Here is a 16,233-nt window from a genome sequence, read left to right on the forward strand (position 1 = left end):
TCTTATTACGCTTATATAATATATATGTTAAAATAACTTAAGACCTTATATAAGCAACTATAATCTGGAGGCTAGACAATGGAGAATAAATTAAACCAAAAGCAAGCAACCTACTTATTAGGCGCATTAGGATTTATGGTTACTTTTTTACTAGGATTTTTCCTTTATCCTAAAGTTTCAAAAAAACAGGCTATCCACGCCGACACGATTCTTGAAGCCATTAAAGATCAGTTTCGTGAAGAAGGTCCTATTGACGGATCGTGGATTGAACTGACAAAAGTACCTTGGAAAAAATTTGCTTACTCTACTGATGTTTATTATGGTGGAATTTCAAGACTAGAAGAAAGTATTTTAGTTCAGTACGAATTTATAGCGGACGCTTATACAGGCAGTTTGATTGATTTATATAGAGTTTAATTTTAAAAAGCGTAACGAATGCGACTGATCGCAACCGTTACGCTTTTTTCTTGATTAGTCCTGTTCTGGAAAGTAAGCCACCGTCTTATAAATGCGATTGCCTTTTTTCGAAAATTTTTCTTCATATTCTGTCATAATATTACCTTCGACATCACTATTATGAAGATCCAGATATAACTCTTTTAAAATCATTCCTTTTTCTGAAAAACTAATCAGTGAATACTCAAACAATCCTTGATTATCTGTTTTAAAATGTAGTTCTCCCTGGTCATCTAGTACAGTTTCGTAGCTGATCAAAAAGTCTTTGTAAGTTAGACGTCTTTTTTCATGTCGATTTTTTGGCCATGGATCAGAAAAGGTTAGATAAATTCTTTGAACTTCACCTTTTTCAAAATAAGTTTTAAGGTCTTGTGCATTTACCTGAAGTAATTGAACATTTGGCAAGTCTTCTTCTATTTGTTTTTCAAGCGCAGATACGATTACACTGGTCTGCAATTCGATGCCTAAATAGTTGATGTGAGGATTTTGCTTAGCCATTTCAATTAAAAATCGACCTTTACCCATCCCTATTTCCATGTGAAGTGGCTGTTTCTTTTCAAATCGATCCTGCCACTTCCCTTTCCATTCATCAGGTTTAGCTACAACATATTGGTCATACTCCAATAATTTTTCTTCAGCTCCTGGTTTGTTTCTTAAACGCATAAATTTATTCTCTCCTTAACGTAAAAATAGGGACAGATTCAATCAAGATTGTCTGATCCCCATTCTTCTATAAATTTAATCTCACTAGTTTCGAATAATACCTATATCACTTATTCAATCAAAGTAATTGATCAATCTTAATAATAGAATTGTTCATTTTAATAAATTGACCTTTTCGGTGAGCATTCTTGACATCAATCAATAATGTCATGATTACATACCATTGAATCCGCATCATAAAAGATTCTGTTAATTCGTGTTCGTATTCAACCAACCAGCTATCCCATTGCTCTTTATCGATGTAACGACTAAACAGCTGTCCTATATCATATGCAAGATCCGCTAGTACAGCCGAATCCCAGTCAACGAGATACAATTCATCTTCTTCAGACAGCAACCAGTTTTTTCTGGATACATCTCCATGACAAACGGTCACTTCAGAATCTTTGATAATATCTAGTTTAGTATCTTGAACCCATTTCAACGCTTTTTTCAATTGCGGGTGTTCTGCCAGTTCTTCTGGAATGTTTTGTTGATACTCTGCTAGAAGATCCTGCGGTGTGATGGATTGACCTCCCATACGCTGGAGCATTCTTTTCAAACTCTGAGACCGATGGACTTTCTTAAGTATTTTGGCAACTCTAGAAGATAACATTTCGTCTTTAAAAAGATTTCGACCGTTGCACCACTCTTGTGCCGTTAAAACGTCTCCGTTTCCAATTCTCTTGGTCCATATCAATCTAGGAGAAATTCCTTCTAGCGAAAGTGCTGCTAAAAAAGGTGATGAATTTCGCTTTAGAAAAAGCTTCTCTTCATTTTTTGTCCCCATATAAGCCTGACCGGTGTCTCCACCTATAGGATGTAATTTCCACCCCGTTTCTCTCTCTAACTCCATATCCACTCAATCCTTTTATTATCCATATTCGCCTGTTCACTTTCCTGATAGCATTGTCTATTCTATTGTAGAAAGAAATGACCTACTCGTCAAGCGGATAGACGTTCTTTTTCTAGATTACTGACTACTTGAGTCCAAGAACAGTTCTATATGCTGTTTGAGCAGGTTCATTTTTATCATTCATTTCTATCTTCATAATCCACTTTCGATCTTATAGTAGTTCTCCACAAGCTTCTTCTATTTTCAGTTTAAAAGCTTCTGCTAATTGTTCTGTGATCTTTCCACGTTGACCGCCATTCACTTTTTTCCCATCAATTGTATGAATAGGCATGACTTCAATAGTCGTACTTGAACAAAAAACTTCATCGGCTTCTTGAAGTTGTTCTAACGTAAAAGGTTCTTCCTTAACTTCTATTCCTAATTCTTCTGCACATTTGAGCCAAACGATTTTTGTCACACCCGGTAAAATCAAGTTTCCATCGGGATGAGTATAAATGGTGCCATCTTTAACAATTGCAACGTTTGAAGCAGAACACTCTGTAACGATACCATCACGATGCAAAATCGCTTCTTCAGCATTTTTTTTATGTGCTTCGTGTTTGACCATGATGTTACCCAGAAGGCTAATGGACTTGATATCACATTTTAACCATCTGATGTCCGGTTCTGTAATGGTTGTAATACCATTTTCTATCTTTTGGGCATTTCTAGGTACTGCTGTTACATTTCCAGTTATCGTTGGTAAAACACTCATGTCAGGATATACATGATTTCTTGGAGAGGCCACTCCTCTGGTTGCTTGCAGATAAAGATTTCCAGTTTGTACGTCGCTCTCATTTAATAATTTAATCATCAGATTTTTCATTTCTTCTTTTGATTGAGGAATAATCATTTCAATCTTATCCGCACTAGAATATAGGCGGTCGACATGCTCATCTAAGCCAAAAAAATGACCGTTATAAGCTCTTACTACTTCATAAATGCCATCACCGAACTGATATCCTCTGTCTTCTGGGTCTATCTTAACTTCTTCTCGATCAACAATTTGGCTATTCCAGATTACTTTCATGTCTTTATCCTCGTTTCTCTAATTAAAATTGCTCCATCCGTTTTAAACGCTTAGGCAAATACAGTCTTGTAAACATCAAGATAAAGACCCCACCACCTAAAAATAAACTTGCACCGCTATAAATATCTTTGGCTAATCCGGTAAGAGTGAAAATAACCAAAACGACTGCAAGAACTTCCGTTATTAAACGCTGGATGGATATTATTTTACCAGTCTCTTGAATCGGGTACAATTGAAAATAAAAATTTTGTTTGAACTGCTGGTAAATCGGCATCAATTGGAAACCAATTAGGTATAGAAAAAGTACCGCCAGCATCAGATTTAAAACAATCATTGTACTGAATGAAATTAATAAAATACCAATTAAAACCAATCTACTGACAAGTCCGCTGTAGGAAGGATTTCTGTAGAAAGATCTTAAAATATAAAAGTAATGTGGTTGTGGGGATTTTCCAGACTGAAAGTCTATGACTTTGTCTAACCATCTCAACCGTCTTGGATGAGATTCAACAAAAGAGACCTCCGTGAATAAATTAATGAATCGAAAGAGTTTCTGCTGTCTATTTTCTTCTTTTTCAATTACATCATTCCATTGTAATCTATTTGAATTTCGGTCCATTTTTTTACTGTATATGAACTGTATCAAGACGATGATTAGAGAAAAAAACAGCCCGAAAGATAATCCTACAAATATGCTCAAGGTAAACCCAAATAGACTAATCATCTTTCCTGCATGAGTATATAGTCCTTTCTTTAGAACATCACTTTGAAAAAAACTCATAAATTGAAAATTCAAATCAATGTATTTAAAAAGAACTGAGGTAACTAAAAAAAGTGGCCAGATATTAAAGTTTATACCTTGCGTTACGACTAGCAAAGGCATCGCTGCCGCAGACACGAAGGCTACCGGAAAAGCTAATACTAGCAAACTCTTCCATACACTTTTTTTCAAGACAGGGATAACCTCTGATTCTAATGGCAACAAAAAGACGATATCTGCTTGCTGCATTAATGTGGTGATTGTTCCACTGGCTACAACACCTACCATAAGAATTAACAAAATGAAACGAGGTAGTATAGCGCCTTGTTCAATTGTCTGGACGTAATTCGAGTAGCCAAATCCAGCAGCTCCAAGTACCAGCAATAACGCCAACACAAAATGATCATTCAAGACATATTTCATATACCTTGAGAGCTGCTTGAAATGAATAGAGGATCGTTGTTTGAACAATGATTGAATCGTCATACTGCAAAACCCTCTTCGTCAGCCAGACGTCCATATATCTCATCCAAACTCGCTCCAGGCATCTGAAATTTTTGTTGAAGTTCCTCTAAATTACCTTTCGCAAAAACTTTCCCATCATGAAGAATGACAAAAGAATCGCAGATTTTTTCTGCATTCGTTAAAACGTGAGTAGACATCAATATAGATGCGCCCGCTTGTTTTCTTTCTTCCATCAATTTAAGTAAATCTCTTATTGCTAGAGGATCTAATCCTAAGAATGGTTCATCTATCACATAAAGGCTAGGTTCTATCAGAAATGCGCAAACAATCATAACCTTTTGTTTCATTCCTTTAGAAAAATCAGAAGGAAACCATTCCAGTCGGTCTTTTAATCTAAACAGAGAAAGTAATGGCTCCGCTCTTTTAAAAGCTATTTCTTTTTCAATACCATAAGCCATAGCCGTTATTTCTATATGTTCTTTTAACGTCATCTCGTCATATAAAACAGGTGTTTCTGGGACAAATCCAATATTTTTTTTGTATTCTATATTATTTTCAGTAATAGTTTTCCCATTTAACGTAATTTTGCCTTCAAAAGGTTCCAGTAGACCCATAATATGCTTAATCGTTGTACTCTTACCAGCACCATTAAGCCCTATCAATCCTACTAGTTCACCATCTGAGACATCAAAGGAGACTTTTTTAAGAATAGGTCTTCTTGTATAGCCTCCTGTGACATTTTGTATCTGTAAGCTCATATTTAAACTTCCTCCTATTTGAGTTCTCTATATTTTACCATAAGTTCAAATAGAGCTGAGGAAGAAATAGGCTTCTTTTTATTAAAATGCTAAATTCTATGCTAAACTAGAATAAATCAAGAGATCATGTGGATGATCGTTAAAAGGAAATGAGGAATGAAGATGACAGACAGTATCTTTACAAAAATCATAAAGGAAGAAATTCCTGCTCGTAAAATTTTTGAGAATGATCATGTGATTGCTATAATGGATTTGTCACAAGTGACTAGAGGCCACACATTGATTATTACAAAAAAACCAGTCCGAAATATTTTTGAATACGATGAAGAGTTGGCAGCAAATGTATTTTCAAGTCTTCCTATTGTGGCAAAAGCCGTTAAAAAACATAATCCGGACGTTAAAGGGTTAAATATTTTAATGAACAATGAAGCGGTCGCTTCCCAGACGGTTTTCCATAGTCATATTCATTTATTACCAAGATATAGTGAAGATGATGACTTTGGTCTGAAGTGGTCAGACAATTCTGATCAGTATACTGATGCAGAATTAGATAACATACAATCAGAACTCATAAAGGCATTGGAGGGAATGACAAAATGAAACATTTTATTTTAGGTAGTTTAAGTGGAATCATTCTAGGTGGTACGTACGGATTATTGACGACACCGAGATCAGGTAAAGAAAATCAGGAAAAACTTAAAAATTATATCGATGACACCACTGAACACGTAAAGGATGTCAATGATAAAGTCAGCGACTTGAAAGCAGCAATGCAAAATTTAGCTGACGAAGGAATGAAATTACAAACTGAATTCATCACTGATATCCAAGCTCTTTCAAATGAATATATGTATGAAGCACAACCAAGAATAGAGCGAATTCAAAGAAAAACGGACAAAATTAATAAAGATATTGAAGTAGCCACTGTGAATATTAAAAGTACGACTGTGAAATAATGACACATAAAAAGAAGGCCTGCCACTTGGCAAGCCTTCTTTTTATTATAAACTAAGAGAACATTACTCTGAGTCTTCTGTGTTTTCTTCTGTATCTGTCTCTGTGTTCTCATCTGTATTTTCATCAGAATTTTCTTCTGTGTTTTCTTCCGTATCCGTTGCATCATCAGCAGGTGTTTCTTCTTCAACTGGCTGTTCTTCCGTCGCCGGTTGCATATAAGCACTCATTGCATTGCTTAAATCATCATCAGCAATTTGGACATTAGCGTCTGCTACTAAAGAAGAGATCACTTCTTGGACGTAAGCTTGATCTGCTAATTTCTCAGCGATCATATTTTCTTCAATCGTTTCTCTTTCTTCATCAAGCGAGCCTTTTTCTCCAACGCTGACTAACTTAATAACGTGGTATCCAAATTCTGATTGAACAGGTTCTTGAGTGATGTCGCCTTCGTTTTCTAAAGCATTTGCAGCTTCTTCAAATTCAGGAACGAACTGACCTTCTACTAATTCCATTTCACCATTATTTGCTGCCGAAGCGGTATCTGTAGAAAATTCTTGAACAAGTTCACCGAAATCTGCTCCGTCATTTAACTGTCCAATAATATCATTGGCAGTTTCTTCGTCTTCAACAAGAATATGTGCAACGGTATTGTTCACTGCATAATTATCGTAAGCTTCTTGAATATCTTCATCAGAGAAATCTGCATATTCGGAAATAGCTTTTTCAACTAATAAAGATGTACGCATTGTTTGTTTTAACTCATCAACGTCTAAACCTTGGTTCGCAATCAGTTCCTCGAATTGCTCAACCCCGCCATATTGTTCAGCTTCTGATTCAAATTCTGCATCAACATCTTCTTCTGAAACTTGATCGCCATGGGCATTTTCTAAAATATCTTCAAGTAACATTTGTTGAAGCATTTGTTCTCCGTATTTTTGACCGGATTGTGTTACTTCATTTTTCATACGGTCATATAGAGCATCTTCTCTAATTCTTCCGTTTTCAGTAGAAGCCACTTCTGGGCTATTAGAACAACTTGCAAGTAATATTCCTGAACAAGCCATTGTAGCGATTAACCATTTTTTCATATTTTACTTTACACATCCTACTTCTATAAGTTTTAAAATCAAAACATTTAGCAAATCTGTACAAGCTAATTTATGATAGCTTGCAATTGATTTACTTTGTTTTACTCTTCTATACTTTGATTAATATACCACAGCATTGATTACTTTTAAACCTATGTCGCGATAAAAACCCGCTTTTCACTAAAATGCTAAGAATGTTTACACATTATTCATGAGTTTGAATAATATTTGAAGATGAACTGATTTCTAAAGTTTATCCGAAAGGTTTGAACGATAAAAAGATCGATTTTCCATAGCCCAAAGTCGTTCTGAAAATGTTCCTTTTTCTGTTTTGTTGATTGCTGACTGGAGCATATTCATCCTAGCATCAATCTGATCAATATAGTGAAGGGCTTCTGCTTCAGGAACTTGTGGTCTGACAGGAGATCCATATTCCAGCTGACCGTGATGAGACAACATCATATGTTTTAATAAAACAACATCTTCATTTGATTCATCAATTTTCAGTTGTTGGCAAGCTTTAGAAATTTCTTCATGTACAATTACAATATGCCCGATCAACTTCCCTTCGAGTGTATACTCTGTGGCCGTTGGTCCGGACAATTCCACCACTTTCCCAACATCATGAAGGATTAGACCAGAAAATAGTAAAGACTGATCCAAAAAGTCATATTGCTCCACAATTGAACGAGCGATTCCAAGCATGGAAATGGTGTGATAGGCCAAACCACCTAAAAAAGCATGATGATTAGTCTTAGCGGCTGGACTCTGGAAAAAATCTTTCTGATACTTATTCATAATATGTCGAACAATCCGATTCATGTGCGCATTCGTAATATCAAAAATCGCCTTATTGAATTGTTCAATCATTTTTTCTTTCTTGATAGGTGCTCTTTCAACGTAAAGTTCAGGATTCGCTGGTTCACCTTCTGTAGCTACTCGAATCGCATTGATTTTTAATTGTGGGCTCCCTTTATACTCTTCTCTCTTTCCATTTACTTTAACAACAGCACCAGAACGAAAAGTTTCAACATCTTCTTCAGAAGCATCCCAATAATTAGCCGACATCTCACCACTTGTATCCTGAAAAGTAAAAGCTAGATAAGGTTTTCCATTTCTAGTCGTCTTTTCTTCTGATGACTTGATTAACAAGAACAAGTTCACTTGCTCATCCATACGATGTTCATATAATTTTTTCTCCACTATACTCATCCCTTTCAGGTTTTTATTTCTAGCTCGTCTACACTTTAGTTAAAATCGTTTTCTGACCATCTTCTAGAGATTCAAGAGACTGTTGATCAAATGAGAAGTAGATGACTTGTGTTGTCTGACTGATTTCTTTTAACAGTTCGTACATTCGTGTTCTTCGAGTCCGATCCAGGTTTACAAATCCATCATCTACCAGTAACGGCATACGAATAGTGTCTTTGATATTGTTGATAAAAGCTAACCTCAATGCAACATATAAGGGTTCGGCTGTTCCTCTTGATAGTTCATCTGCTCTGAAATAGTGACCTTCATTATTTAATATAAAGACCGTTTCATCATCTATAACGATTTTAGTATATTTCCCCTGCGTTAAATAACTGAAATAGTTTTCAGCATCCATTATAGTTTGAGGGAACCGATCTTTTCTAGCGTATTTGAGGGTTTTTTCGATGATATTAGAAGCCAATTTACTGGTTACCCAGCTATTCACTAATTCTTGTAGATGGCTCTTTTCATTCTCAAATTCCTGTAGTAGTGTTGTATATTCTCCACCCTCTTCCAGTCTTTTGATATGAACTTCGATTTCTATTTTTTCTTGAGTACAGCTCTTTATACTCGAGGTTACATTCAATACATCTTGTTGTAATTGTTTTTCTTGAGATCGAATATCTTCTATCGAATCAGCTTTTATCTCCAAATGGTTTTCAGGTAATTGTTCTTTAAGCACTTTTAATCTTTCTTCTTTTTCGTTCTTTTGTTTTAATATACCATATAAATGCCTAAATACCTCTTCGGAATCTGCCCCCGCCTCTTGCAACAGTTGGTTCTTTTTTCTAAGAATTGTTTTCTCAGATTCAATCGAGCGATTCAGTGACCTTCTCGCTTCTTGACTCTCAATCATATATTGCTGTAATTGATTTCTTTCTTCTTTAACTTGTTGATAAAACACTTTGAATTTTGATATTTTCTCAGTAGGTGTATCTTCTTCGGAAAATAATTCAGATACTTGATCAAACTGTTCTGTTTTAAGAAATAATGCTGTTTTTAATTCTTCTAAGTGATCACGCACTTTATTCCGTTCGCTTTCACTAACACGAAGTTCACTAAGCATTTCTTCAAATTGCAATACAGTTGATAGTACAGTGCGATATCCTGCCAATCGATCTTCTTTAAACTTAGACCAGTCATTCTGTATGTTTTCAATTTCGGTTTCTAGACTAGCTATTTCTGAATGCAAGAATTGTTTCTCACTTTCAAGTTTGTCGCTATTAAATAAATAGTCTCGCCACTGTCTGCGGATCTCTTTTTGACGAATATAGTCTTCATAGGATATCTGTGCAGAATCTTGATCTTTTTTATGCATTTTTTCCCATGTGCTGAAAATACTACCCATTATGAGACTAACGGCTAGCAAAATCCATAAGAGCATAAAAGGTAAATCCAATAAAAGTGTACTTATAATCAATACTATCGAAACGAGTAGAATACTCATTTCTTTTGTTAACTGAATAGCTTGCGAACGAGTCGCTGGTTTTGCTTCAAAGTGATCTTCTTCTTTTCTAAATTGTTCATTAGACCAAAGATTTTGTTCTAACTCATCAATGGACTCTTCAAGAGAACTAATCTTGAATCCGATAGTCGTCAATTTTTCTTTCAGTAGATCAATTCCGCTCTCTTTAAGATTTGTTTCGCGCTGCCATTCTGCTAGGGTTTCTTTTTCAGCCTTCGTTAGGGCAGTTGGAATTTGTTCATCATCAGATAAATCTAGCTGTATCCGTTTCTTAGTAATTTCTTGTTCCGCTTTTTCTAACTCTTTGTAAACATATTTTTGCTCTCTGATCAAGTCATCAATCGAACCAATTTGAACAGCTAGGGCATCTATACTTTGTTCATGTTCTTGATATAAAATTAATTGACTAGACGGCTCATATTCTTCTTCGAACCCTTTAAGTAATGCTTGCTGAGTTCTAATTTCTTTTTGAATGTCTTCTATTTGTTTGTTTAACGTATTCATCTCATAAAGACTATTCTCATTAAGTTTAGAAGTATTTAACTGCTCAATTTCTTTTTCAAGTTGTTTGATTGTTTCAACTGCTTCAAAGTTCTGTTCGAATTGCTTAAGTTTTTGGATTCTTCTGTTTAAATCTTTTTGTGTGCGTTCCTGTTCTTCGATCTCTTGATTTAATTCTTCTACTTTTTGCAGTAGGTCCAGATATTCTGAATTTTTACTTTTTGCTAACTCCATAGCAGCTTGCTTTTCTTCTAGTCCCTTTAGAGCCTGATTGATTTTTGGTACACGTCCGGTTGGCTTATATAATCCATTTGCTTTTTGCTTGAACTGGTCAGCTTTTTGTAGAAATCGTTCTGTTCCTAAAGCTCCGGCACTTAGAAAATAACGGTTCATTTGATCTTTTGTCATATCTTCAACACGTTCGATTCCTTTTAGATGAAAAGAAAATACTGACTGATACAAGGTACGATCTATACCATATAAAATTTTGTGAAGTAAGGCCTCACTTCCAGTTGCCCCGTCTTCCATGAGGACTGTCACATCTCCAGTTGACTTTCCTTGCACCCGTTCAATGCTGACAACTCCAAATCGTTCATCCTCTATTATGATTTTCCCACCGTACCGACTACTATCTTTAGGTTCATACCTGAGCAGTGCACTATGTCTGGTTGGAAAACCAAATAAAATACTATGGATAAATGACATAATAGTAGATTTTCCGGCTTCGTTTTGTCCAAAAACGACATGAAAATCACTAGAAAAATCAATGCTCTGATCAATCCATTTCCCGTATCCGTATATTATTAGGCTTTTAATCTTCAACTTCTCTTACTCCTTTTAAATCGACTGATTGCGCAACTCAGATAAAGCTTCTCTAATCATTTCTTCTCTATAAGTCACTGATCTTTCTTCTAATATCCTAGAAAACTTGGATTGATCAAAGAAATCTGTCGTTAATTCATTGAATCCTTCTTCTTCTGAAAGCTCTGATAGAACTTCTTGAAAGGCCACTGGAAACAATGATTGCAGATCAGAATCATTGTGATTTGATTTGATTTGAGAAACTTTATAATTTGCGATCCAGATAAATTGAGCCTCTTCAAAAAAATGATGAGCTTCAATAAATTCATCTTGGCTAATTTTTTTCAGTAATGTGTCTTTAATGTCTTCTGAGACCTGTAACTCTAGCGATATAAGATAATGAACTGGCTCAGATTCAACCGATGGTAAAGATTCTTGGATTAGCTTATAAATCGCATCCATATCATTTAGTTCTACGGCATCTACCATCACTTTTTTCCAGACAATAGGCGCACTAGAATAAAAGTCGATTTCAGCAGAAGCATTCTTGTTAAGCTCAACCATCAAGTAACCTTTTTCACCGGTTTCTTTTTTATTACGTCCTTGAATGTTTCCAGGATAATAAGCTAGTGGAAAATCCGAAACTTTACTTCGGACATGAATATGTCCTAAAGCCCAGTAATCATAATTTTTTTCTTTTAACTCATTCAGTGTAAAAGGAGCATAGCGTGCATGTTCACTATTGATCCCTTCTTGAAATCCGTGCAATAAGCCAATATGAAAATCTACTTGCGTGTGTCTTTTAGGATAGTCTGTGATCATGCGCTCCGTAATCCATCTTTCACCATAACTGAATCCTGATACCGCAACGCTTTCTCCACTTTTAGTTGCCATACGAACGGTTTCTACACTGGTACCAAATACTTTAACATTCTCAGGTAAAGACAAATGGAGCTTTTCATCTCCAATAAAATCATGATTGCCATGAATGATATAAACAGGTATGTTGGCTTTATTTAAGCGTTCCATCTCTTTTTTAAATTGCACTTGAGCTTTCACACTACGATCTTCTAAATCGTAAATATCTCCCGAAAAGACAACAAAGTCTACCTGGTTATGTATTGCGGAATACACGATCGTCGCTAAAGACTGAAAGGTGGATTGCTGAATCATCTCCACAATTTTTTTAGGCAGACTTTTCAGTCCAGAGAACGGACTATCCAGATGCAAGTCTGCTGCATGAATAAATTTGATCATACTTTCTTCAATCCTCTCAAACCGTCTGGGTACGTATGTTCTTTTTAAATCTAAATGAAAAGAGCTCACCTTTCAGCAAGCTCTTTTCACTTAAAACTCTTTTAATTTTACTGATATAATTCGCGAACAGGTTTCAAAACAACTTGGTTGATATCGTCTATCATTTGTCCAACTTGTTTTTCCGCTTCAAGTAAACCAGAAATGATTTCGTTCTCTCCGATTTTACCTGAAATTTCTTGAGCTTGTTGTGCTTCTTCTTCAGTAATTTCTTGCCCAGTCATTTGTTTTTGTTGTAGTACTTGTTGTACATTTCTGAATTCATTGAAAATTGCACTAGCTTCTTCATCGCTTTGTACTGCTTTGAAAGATTCCTGCAATGTTACAAATTGTTCTGTTTCTCTTATTTCTCTTTCTAACTGGTTAGCTGTGTCATAAATATTGACCGCCATACTCTCATCCCTTCATTTATAACCAGATAATTAACTGATTATTTTCTAAATTCAGTTTATCATGAATCCGAATACCATTCTAGTATTAATCACTTTTCTCTTAGAATAAGAACTAGATTATCTTACAGAATTTTTGAAAAACTCAACGACTTTTCCAGCACCCTCTTTGATATAAGAAGATCCCTTGCGAATGATTTCTTTTGTATCTTCTATTCCTTTGTTCACTTGCTCCATTAGTTCCTGATTATTATCTGCTTCTGCTTCTTCTGTATTTGCATCTTCTACAGCATATGCTGTTTGGCTTGTATAGGGTAGAATATGCTCTAATTCAGACTTCATAACCATTCCGATTCCTTGTGAACTACTGTCTGTCAAATAGTGATCTTCTGTCGTCTGATCGAATCCCATCCAACTTGTTACCACGATATCCGGTGTCATCCCTACAATCCATTGGTCAGTCGAGCCTGTTCCACTAGATGTTTGAGTTGTACCGGTCTTCCCTGCAACTCTATATCCGTTTGGTTGGTTATTACGTGCTGTACCAGAAGAATATACATTCAGTAGCATTCTATTCATCTCTTCCGCTACATTTTCCGACATGACGCGTTTCTCTTTTGGTCTCGTATGGTCTACGACAACCGCTCCGGTAGCATCCACAATTTTTGTTATAAAGTAAGGGTCAATACGCTTTCCTCCATTAGCAAAAGCTGCATAGGCACTCCCGATCTGCATCGGAGAAACGCCTTGATCCATTCCACCAAGTGCAATAGCCCCTAAATGCATATCTTTATCACTGACAGGTAAGCCAAACTCTTTTAATTTATTTACACCTTTGTTCAACCCAATCTCGTTCAGTAACCAGACTGCTGGAGCATTCAAACTATTTGACAGTGCATTATACATTGTCACTTCGCCAGCATATGTTCCTGATAGATTAGTAGGTTGATAATTGGTTTCTCCATATGATGTTAATTCATCTTGTAACATCGAATCAATTTCATAGCCATTCTCAAGGGCTGGAACGTAAACACCTAAAGGTTTGATCACTGACCCGGGTTGACGTTTCATTTGAGTTGCTCTATTAAGTCCCCGGAAAGTATATTCTCCTCTTCCACCGACAACTGCATTGACACCCCCTGTTAAAGGATCTATTGCTATTGAAGCACTCTGGACAACCGTTCCATCTGATGCATCTTTAAATAAGGCACTATTCTGGTAAGTCGCATCCATCTGTTGCTGATAGGTCTGGTTCAAGGAAGTATAAATCGTATATCCATTATTTAGAAGATCTTCTTCTGCTATACCATACCGATAAACAGCTTCATTTGTCACAGCATCAAAATAGTAAGGATAACGGTACCCATCTTCATCTGCAAAACCATCAGAGAGGGTTAATCCTGACTGACTAATCATCTGAGCTTCTTGTTCTGTTAGCTTTTCCGTATCAACCATTAAACTCAAAACAATATTTCTTCTATCAATCGCTCGATCATAATGATCAATCGGATTGTAATTTGATGGAGCTTTTAACATTCCTGCAATAGTAGCCGCTTCTGCTACATCCAGTTGAGCAGCTGACTTATTGAAATACTTGTAAGAAGCATCTTCAACACCCCAGACACCATTACCAAAATAAGCATTATTCAAATACATTTCCAATATATTTTCTTTACTGTAGTTTTTTTCAATCTCTATAGCCAAAAACAATTCTCTCAGTTTTCTGATAAGCGTTTGATCTGCAGATAAATACGCATTTTTAGCCAACTGCTGCGTAATCGTACTCCCACCGCCAGAAATTCTACCACTTGTCAAAAATTTAATGCCCGCTCTTCCGATCCCTCTAATATCATATCCACGGTGCTCATAGAATCTCTGGTCTTCAGTAGATGTAACGGCATTTTGTATATTTGGTGAAATCTGTTCCAATTCTACGAATGTTCCTTTTTGATCATACAACGTACCTGCTGCTTCTCCTTGAACATCAACGATTGTCGTCGTCTGTTCTAGTCCTGCACGAAGTGCGCTTACGTTAGCTGTTTTAGCCAAATAAGCTAGATAGATACTGAAAACCAATGAAACCGTCAGTCCGAATAGAATCAGACTTTTGGTTAAATGATATTTCTTCCAAGTCCGACGCAGTCGAATCATTAAACGAGATAGAATTGGCTTCAACCAGATCCAAAAAGAACGTGACTTGTTTTTGATTTGCTGCTTGAAATTCTGATTTTTCATGATTTTTCCCTCAATATCTTTTGTTACCCTATGGATACCAACTTATTCATTGAATATCCACTGTGGTTATATCAGACGATCTTCTTTTATCTTTTGATTATCTTAAGTAAAGGATGTTTCATCTTATCGTATCTGCATACTGATTTAGAATCATCCGTCTAAAGACTGATTTATACGGTTTCTGGCTTCCACTGGTCAGCTGCTTCCGTCATTTGACCTAAAATCTGTTCAATCTCACTTTTATCTTTTGCATTAGCTCCACTTGCAAGCGGGTGTCCTCCGCCATCATGTTGTTTTGCAATCTCATTGATAACTGGCCCTTTTGAACGTAATCTACAACGATAATGACCTTCCACTTGCTGAACAAATATGCCCCAGACTTTCACGCCCTCAATGGATCCTGGAAGAGAAACGATACCATTTGTATCCTTATCTCCAATATTCATACTCTTCAAAGTTTCCTGAGTCAGTATGATATGTCCTACGCCTTGATCATTGATTGAGAAGTTTTCTAATACATACCCCATTAATTTAGCAACTGGTGGTTTGATGACATTCATTTTATTATTTAATGCTGTATGTGAAAATGGAAAGTTCATTAGTTCTGCACTAATTTGCATTGTATAACTGGACGTTCCATTATATAAGAATCGATTTGTATCTCCAACAATCCCTGCGTACAATAATCTTGCTGCTTCTGTCGTCATGACCAGTTCATCTTTAAATGTTAGCCAAAAGTCAGCAATCATTTCGCTACAACTACTTGCTTTTGTATTGACCCACTCAATATCCCCATAAGAATCATCTAATGGATGATGATCAATTTTGATCCAGTTCTCAGATAAATCAAATGCTTTACCGTCTATTCTCTTGACATTAGCTGTATCCGTTACAATCACTAAAGCATTAGCATAGTCTTCTTTTTTTGGTGGATCCATTTTTTGTAAAAAGGCTAGATTGTCATTATCAAAACCAGCTGTATAGACTTTTTTATCTGGATAGGTGCCTTTAATGAGTTCTGCTAATCCACACTGTGATCCGAGTGCATCTGGATCAGGTCTTTCGTGACGATGAATGATAATCGTCTCCCACTTTTTAATGGTATTCAATATTTCTAATTTCGTATCGTAGTCCGCTGTATTCATTGATTTTAATGTCATTTA

15 protein-coding genes are annotated in these 16,233 nt (G+C 36.0%); 3 read left to right on the forward strand and 12 right to left on the reverse strand.

Annotated features, from left to right (window positions below; genetic code table 11):
• Positions 1–78: 78 nt before the first annotated feature.
• Positions 79–417, forward strand: a complete 339-nt coding sequence (locus LG377_RS09315; protein ID WP_225744386.1) for a hypothetical protein — start codon at positions 79–81, stop codon at positions 415–417.
• Between the two features lie 54 nt (positions 418–471).
• Here the strand turns inward: LG377_RS09315 and trmB are convergent, their stop codons facing one another.
• From trmB to LG377_RS09340, 5 genes are all read right to left on the reverse strand, one after another.
• On the reverse strand, positions 472–1,119 hold the full coding sequence (trmB, locus tag LG377_RS09320; RefSeq protein ID WP_225744387.1) for a tRNA (guanosine(46)-N7)-methyltransferase TrmB: 648 nt from the start codon (positions 1,117–1,119) through the stop codon (positions 472–474).
• 118 nt (positions 1,120–1,237) lie between these two features.
• Positions 1,238–2,014, reverse strand: a complete 777-nt coding sequence (locus tag LG377_RS09325) for a phosphotransferase family protein (protein ID WP_225744388.1) — start codon at positions 2,012–2,014, stop codon at positions 1,238–1,240.
• 211 nt (positions 2,015–2,225) lie between these two features.
• Complete coding sequence (gene dat, locus LG377_RS09330) at positions 2,226–3,083, reverse strand: D-amino-acid transaminase (RefSeq protein WP_225744389.1); 858 nt, start codon at positions 3,081–3,083, stop codon at positions 2,226–2,228.
• A gap of 22 nt (positions 3,084–3,105) precedes the next feature.
• Complete coding sequence (locus LG377_RS09335) at positions 3,106–4,329, reverse strand: ABC transporter permease (protein WP_225744390.1); 1,224 nt, start codon at positions 4,327–4,329, stop codon at positions 3,106–3,108.
• Positions 4,326–5,066: an ABC transporter ATP-binding protein gene (locus tag LG377_RS09340; protein ID WP_225744391.1), complete on the reverse strand. Its 741-nt coding sequence runs from the start codon at positions 5,064–5,066 to the stop codon at positions 4,326–4,328. Before LG377_RS09340 ends, LG377_RS09335 begins: the two co-directional genes overlap by 4 nt.
• Positions 5,067–5,228: 162 nt before the next feature.
• Between LG377_RS09340 and LG377_RS09345 the strand changes: the two genes are divergently transcribed.
• Both LG377_RS09345 and LG377_RS09350 read left to right on the forward strand, forming a co-directional pair.
• Entirely contained in the window at positions 5,229–5,666 is a 438-nt protein-coding gene (locus LG377_RS09345) for an HIT family protein (protein WP_225744392.1), read from the forward strand.
• Complete coding sequence (locus tag LG377_RS09350; protein ID WP_225744393.1) at positions 5,663–6,022, forward strand: YtxH domain-containing protein; 360 nt, start codon at positions 5,663–5,665, stop codon at positions 6,020–6,022. The genes LG377_RS09345 and LG377_RS09350 overlap by 4 nt, the downstream gene beginning before the upstream one ends.
• Before the next feature lie 63 nt (positions 6,023–6,085).
• Here the strand turns inward: LG377_RS09350 and LG377_RS09355 are convergent, their stop codons facing one another.
• The 7 genes from LG377_RS09355 to LG377_RS09385 all read right to left on the reverse strand — a co-directional run bounded on the left by LG377_RS09355 (position 6,086) and on the right by LG377_RS09385 (position 16,230).
• Positions 6,086–7,111, reverse strand: coding sequence for a peptidylprolyl isomerase (locus LG377_RS09355; protein ID WP_225744394.1), 1,026 nt, complete (start codon positions 7,109–7,111; stop codon positions 6,086–6,088).
• 246 nt (positions 7,112–7,357) lie between these two features.
• On the reverse strand, positions 7,358–8,323 hold the full coding sequence (locus LG377_RS09360) for a 3'-5' exoribonuclease YhaM family protein (protein WP_225744395.1): 966 nt from the start codon (positions 8,321–8,323) through the stop codon (positions 7,358–7,360).
• A 28-nt stretch (positions 8,324–8,351) separates the two neighbouring features.
• Positions 8,352–11,153 (reverse strand): AAA family ATPase, encoded by a 2,802-nt coding sequence (locus LG377_RS09365; protein WP_225744396.1) that lies wholly within the window; start codon positions 11,151–11,153, stop codon positions 8,352–8,354.
• Between the two features lie 15 nt (positions 11,154–11,168).
• Positions 11,169–12,389 carry a DNA repair exonuclease gene (locus tag LG377_RS09370; RefSeq protein WP_225744397.1) on the reverse strand — a complete coding sequence of 407 codons (1,221 nt, stop codon included), beginning with the start codon at positions 12,387–12,389 and terminating at the stop codon, positions 11,169–11,171.
• 107 nt (positions 12,390–12,496) lie between these two features.
• Positions 12,497–12,838, reverse strand: a complete 342-nt coding sequence (locus LG377_RS09375; protein WP_225744398.1) for a YlbF family regulator — start codon at positions 12,836–12,838, stop codon at positions 12,497–12,499.
• Positions 12,839–12,955: 117 nt separating this feature from the next.
• Positions 12,956–15,070: a PBP1A family penicillin-binding protein gene (locus tag LG377_RS09380; protein ID WP_225744399.1), complete on the reverse strand. Its 2,115-nt coding sequence runs from the start codon at positions 15,068–15,070 to the stop codon at positions 12,956–12,958.
• Between the two features lie 170 nt (positions 15,071–15,240).
• Positions 15,241–16,230, reverse strand: coding sequence for a bifunctional oligoribonuclease/PAP phosphatase NrnA (locus tag LG377_RS09385; protein ID WP_225744400.1), 990 nt, complete (start codon positions 16,228–16,230; stop codon positions 15,241–15,243).
• Positions 16,231–16,233 lie beyond the last annotated feature (3 nt).

The organism is Marinilactibacillus sp. Marseille-P9653 (genome assembly GCF_916618885.1).
Taxonomy (GTDB): domain Bacteria; phylum Bacillota; class Bacilli; order Lactobacillales; family Carnobacteriaceae_A; genus Marinilactibacillus.

Coding starts and splice junctions, on each gene's coding strand:
- LG377_RS09315 (WP_225744386.1), top strand. CDS start 79: ATGGAGAATAAATTAAACCAAAAGCAAGCAACCTACTTATTAGGCGCA.
- trmB (WP_225744387.1), bottom strand. CDS start 1,119: ATGCGTTTAAGAAACAAACCAGGAGCTGAAGAAAAATTATTGGAGTAT.
- LG377_RS09325 (WP_225744388.1), bottom strand. CDS start 2,014: ATGGAGTTAGAGAGAGAAACGGGGTGGAAATTACATCCTATAGGTGGA.
- dat (WP_225744389.1), bottom strand. CDS start 3,083: ATGAAAGTAATCTGGAATAGCCAAATTGTTGATCGAGAAGAAGTTAAG.
- LG377_RS09335 (WP_225744390.1), bottom strand. CDS start 4,329: ATGACGATTCAATCATTGTTCAAACAACGATCCTCTATTCATTTCAAG.
- LG377_RS09340 (WP_225744391.1), bottom strand. CDS start 5,066: ATGAGCTTACAGATACAAAATGTCACAGGAGGCTATACAAGAAGACCT.
- LG377_RS09345 (WP_225744392.1), top strand. CDS start 5,229: ATGACAGACAGTATCTTTACAAAAATCATAAAGGAAGAAATTCCTGCT.
- LG377_RS09350 (WP_225744393.1), top strand. CDS start 5,663: ATGAAACATTTTATTTTAGGTAGTTTAAGTGGAATCATTCTAGGTGGT.
- LG377_RS09355 (WP_225744394.1), bottom strand. CDS start 7,111: ATGAAAAAATGGTTAATCGCTACAATGGCTTGTTCAGGAATATTACTT.
- LG377_RS09360 (WP_225744395.1), bottom strand. CDS start 8,323: ATGAGTATAGTGGAGAAAAAATTATATGAACATCGTATGGATGAGCAA.
- LG377_RS09370 (WP_225744397.1), bottom strand. CDS start 12,389: ATGATCAAATTTATTCATGCAGCAGACTTGCATCTGGATAGTCCGTTC.
- LG377_RS09375 (WP_225744398.1), bottom strand. CDS start 12,838: ATGGCGGTCAATATTTATGACACAGCTAACCAGTTAGAAAGAGAAATA.
- LG377_RS09380 (WP_225744399.1), bottom strand. CDS start 15,070: ATGAAAAATCAGAATTTCAAGCAGCAAATCAAAAACAAGTCACGTTCT.
- LG377_RS09385 (WP_225744400.1), bottom strand. CDS start 16,230: ATGACATTAAAATCAATGAATACAGCGGACTACGATACGAAATTAGAA.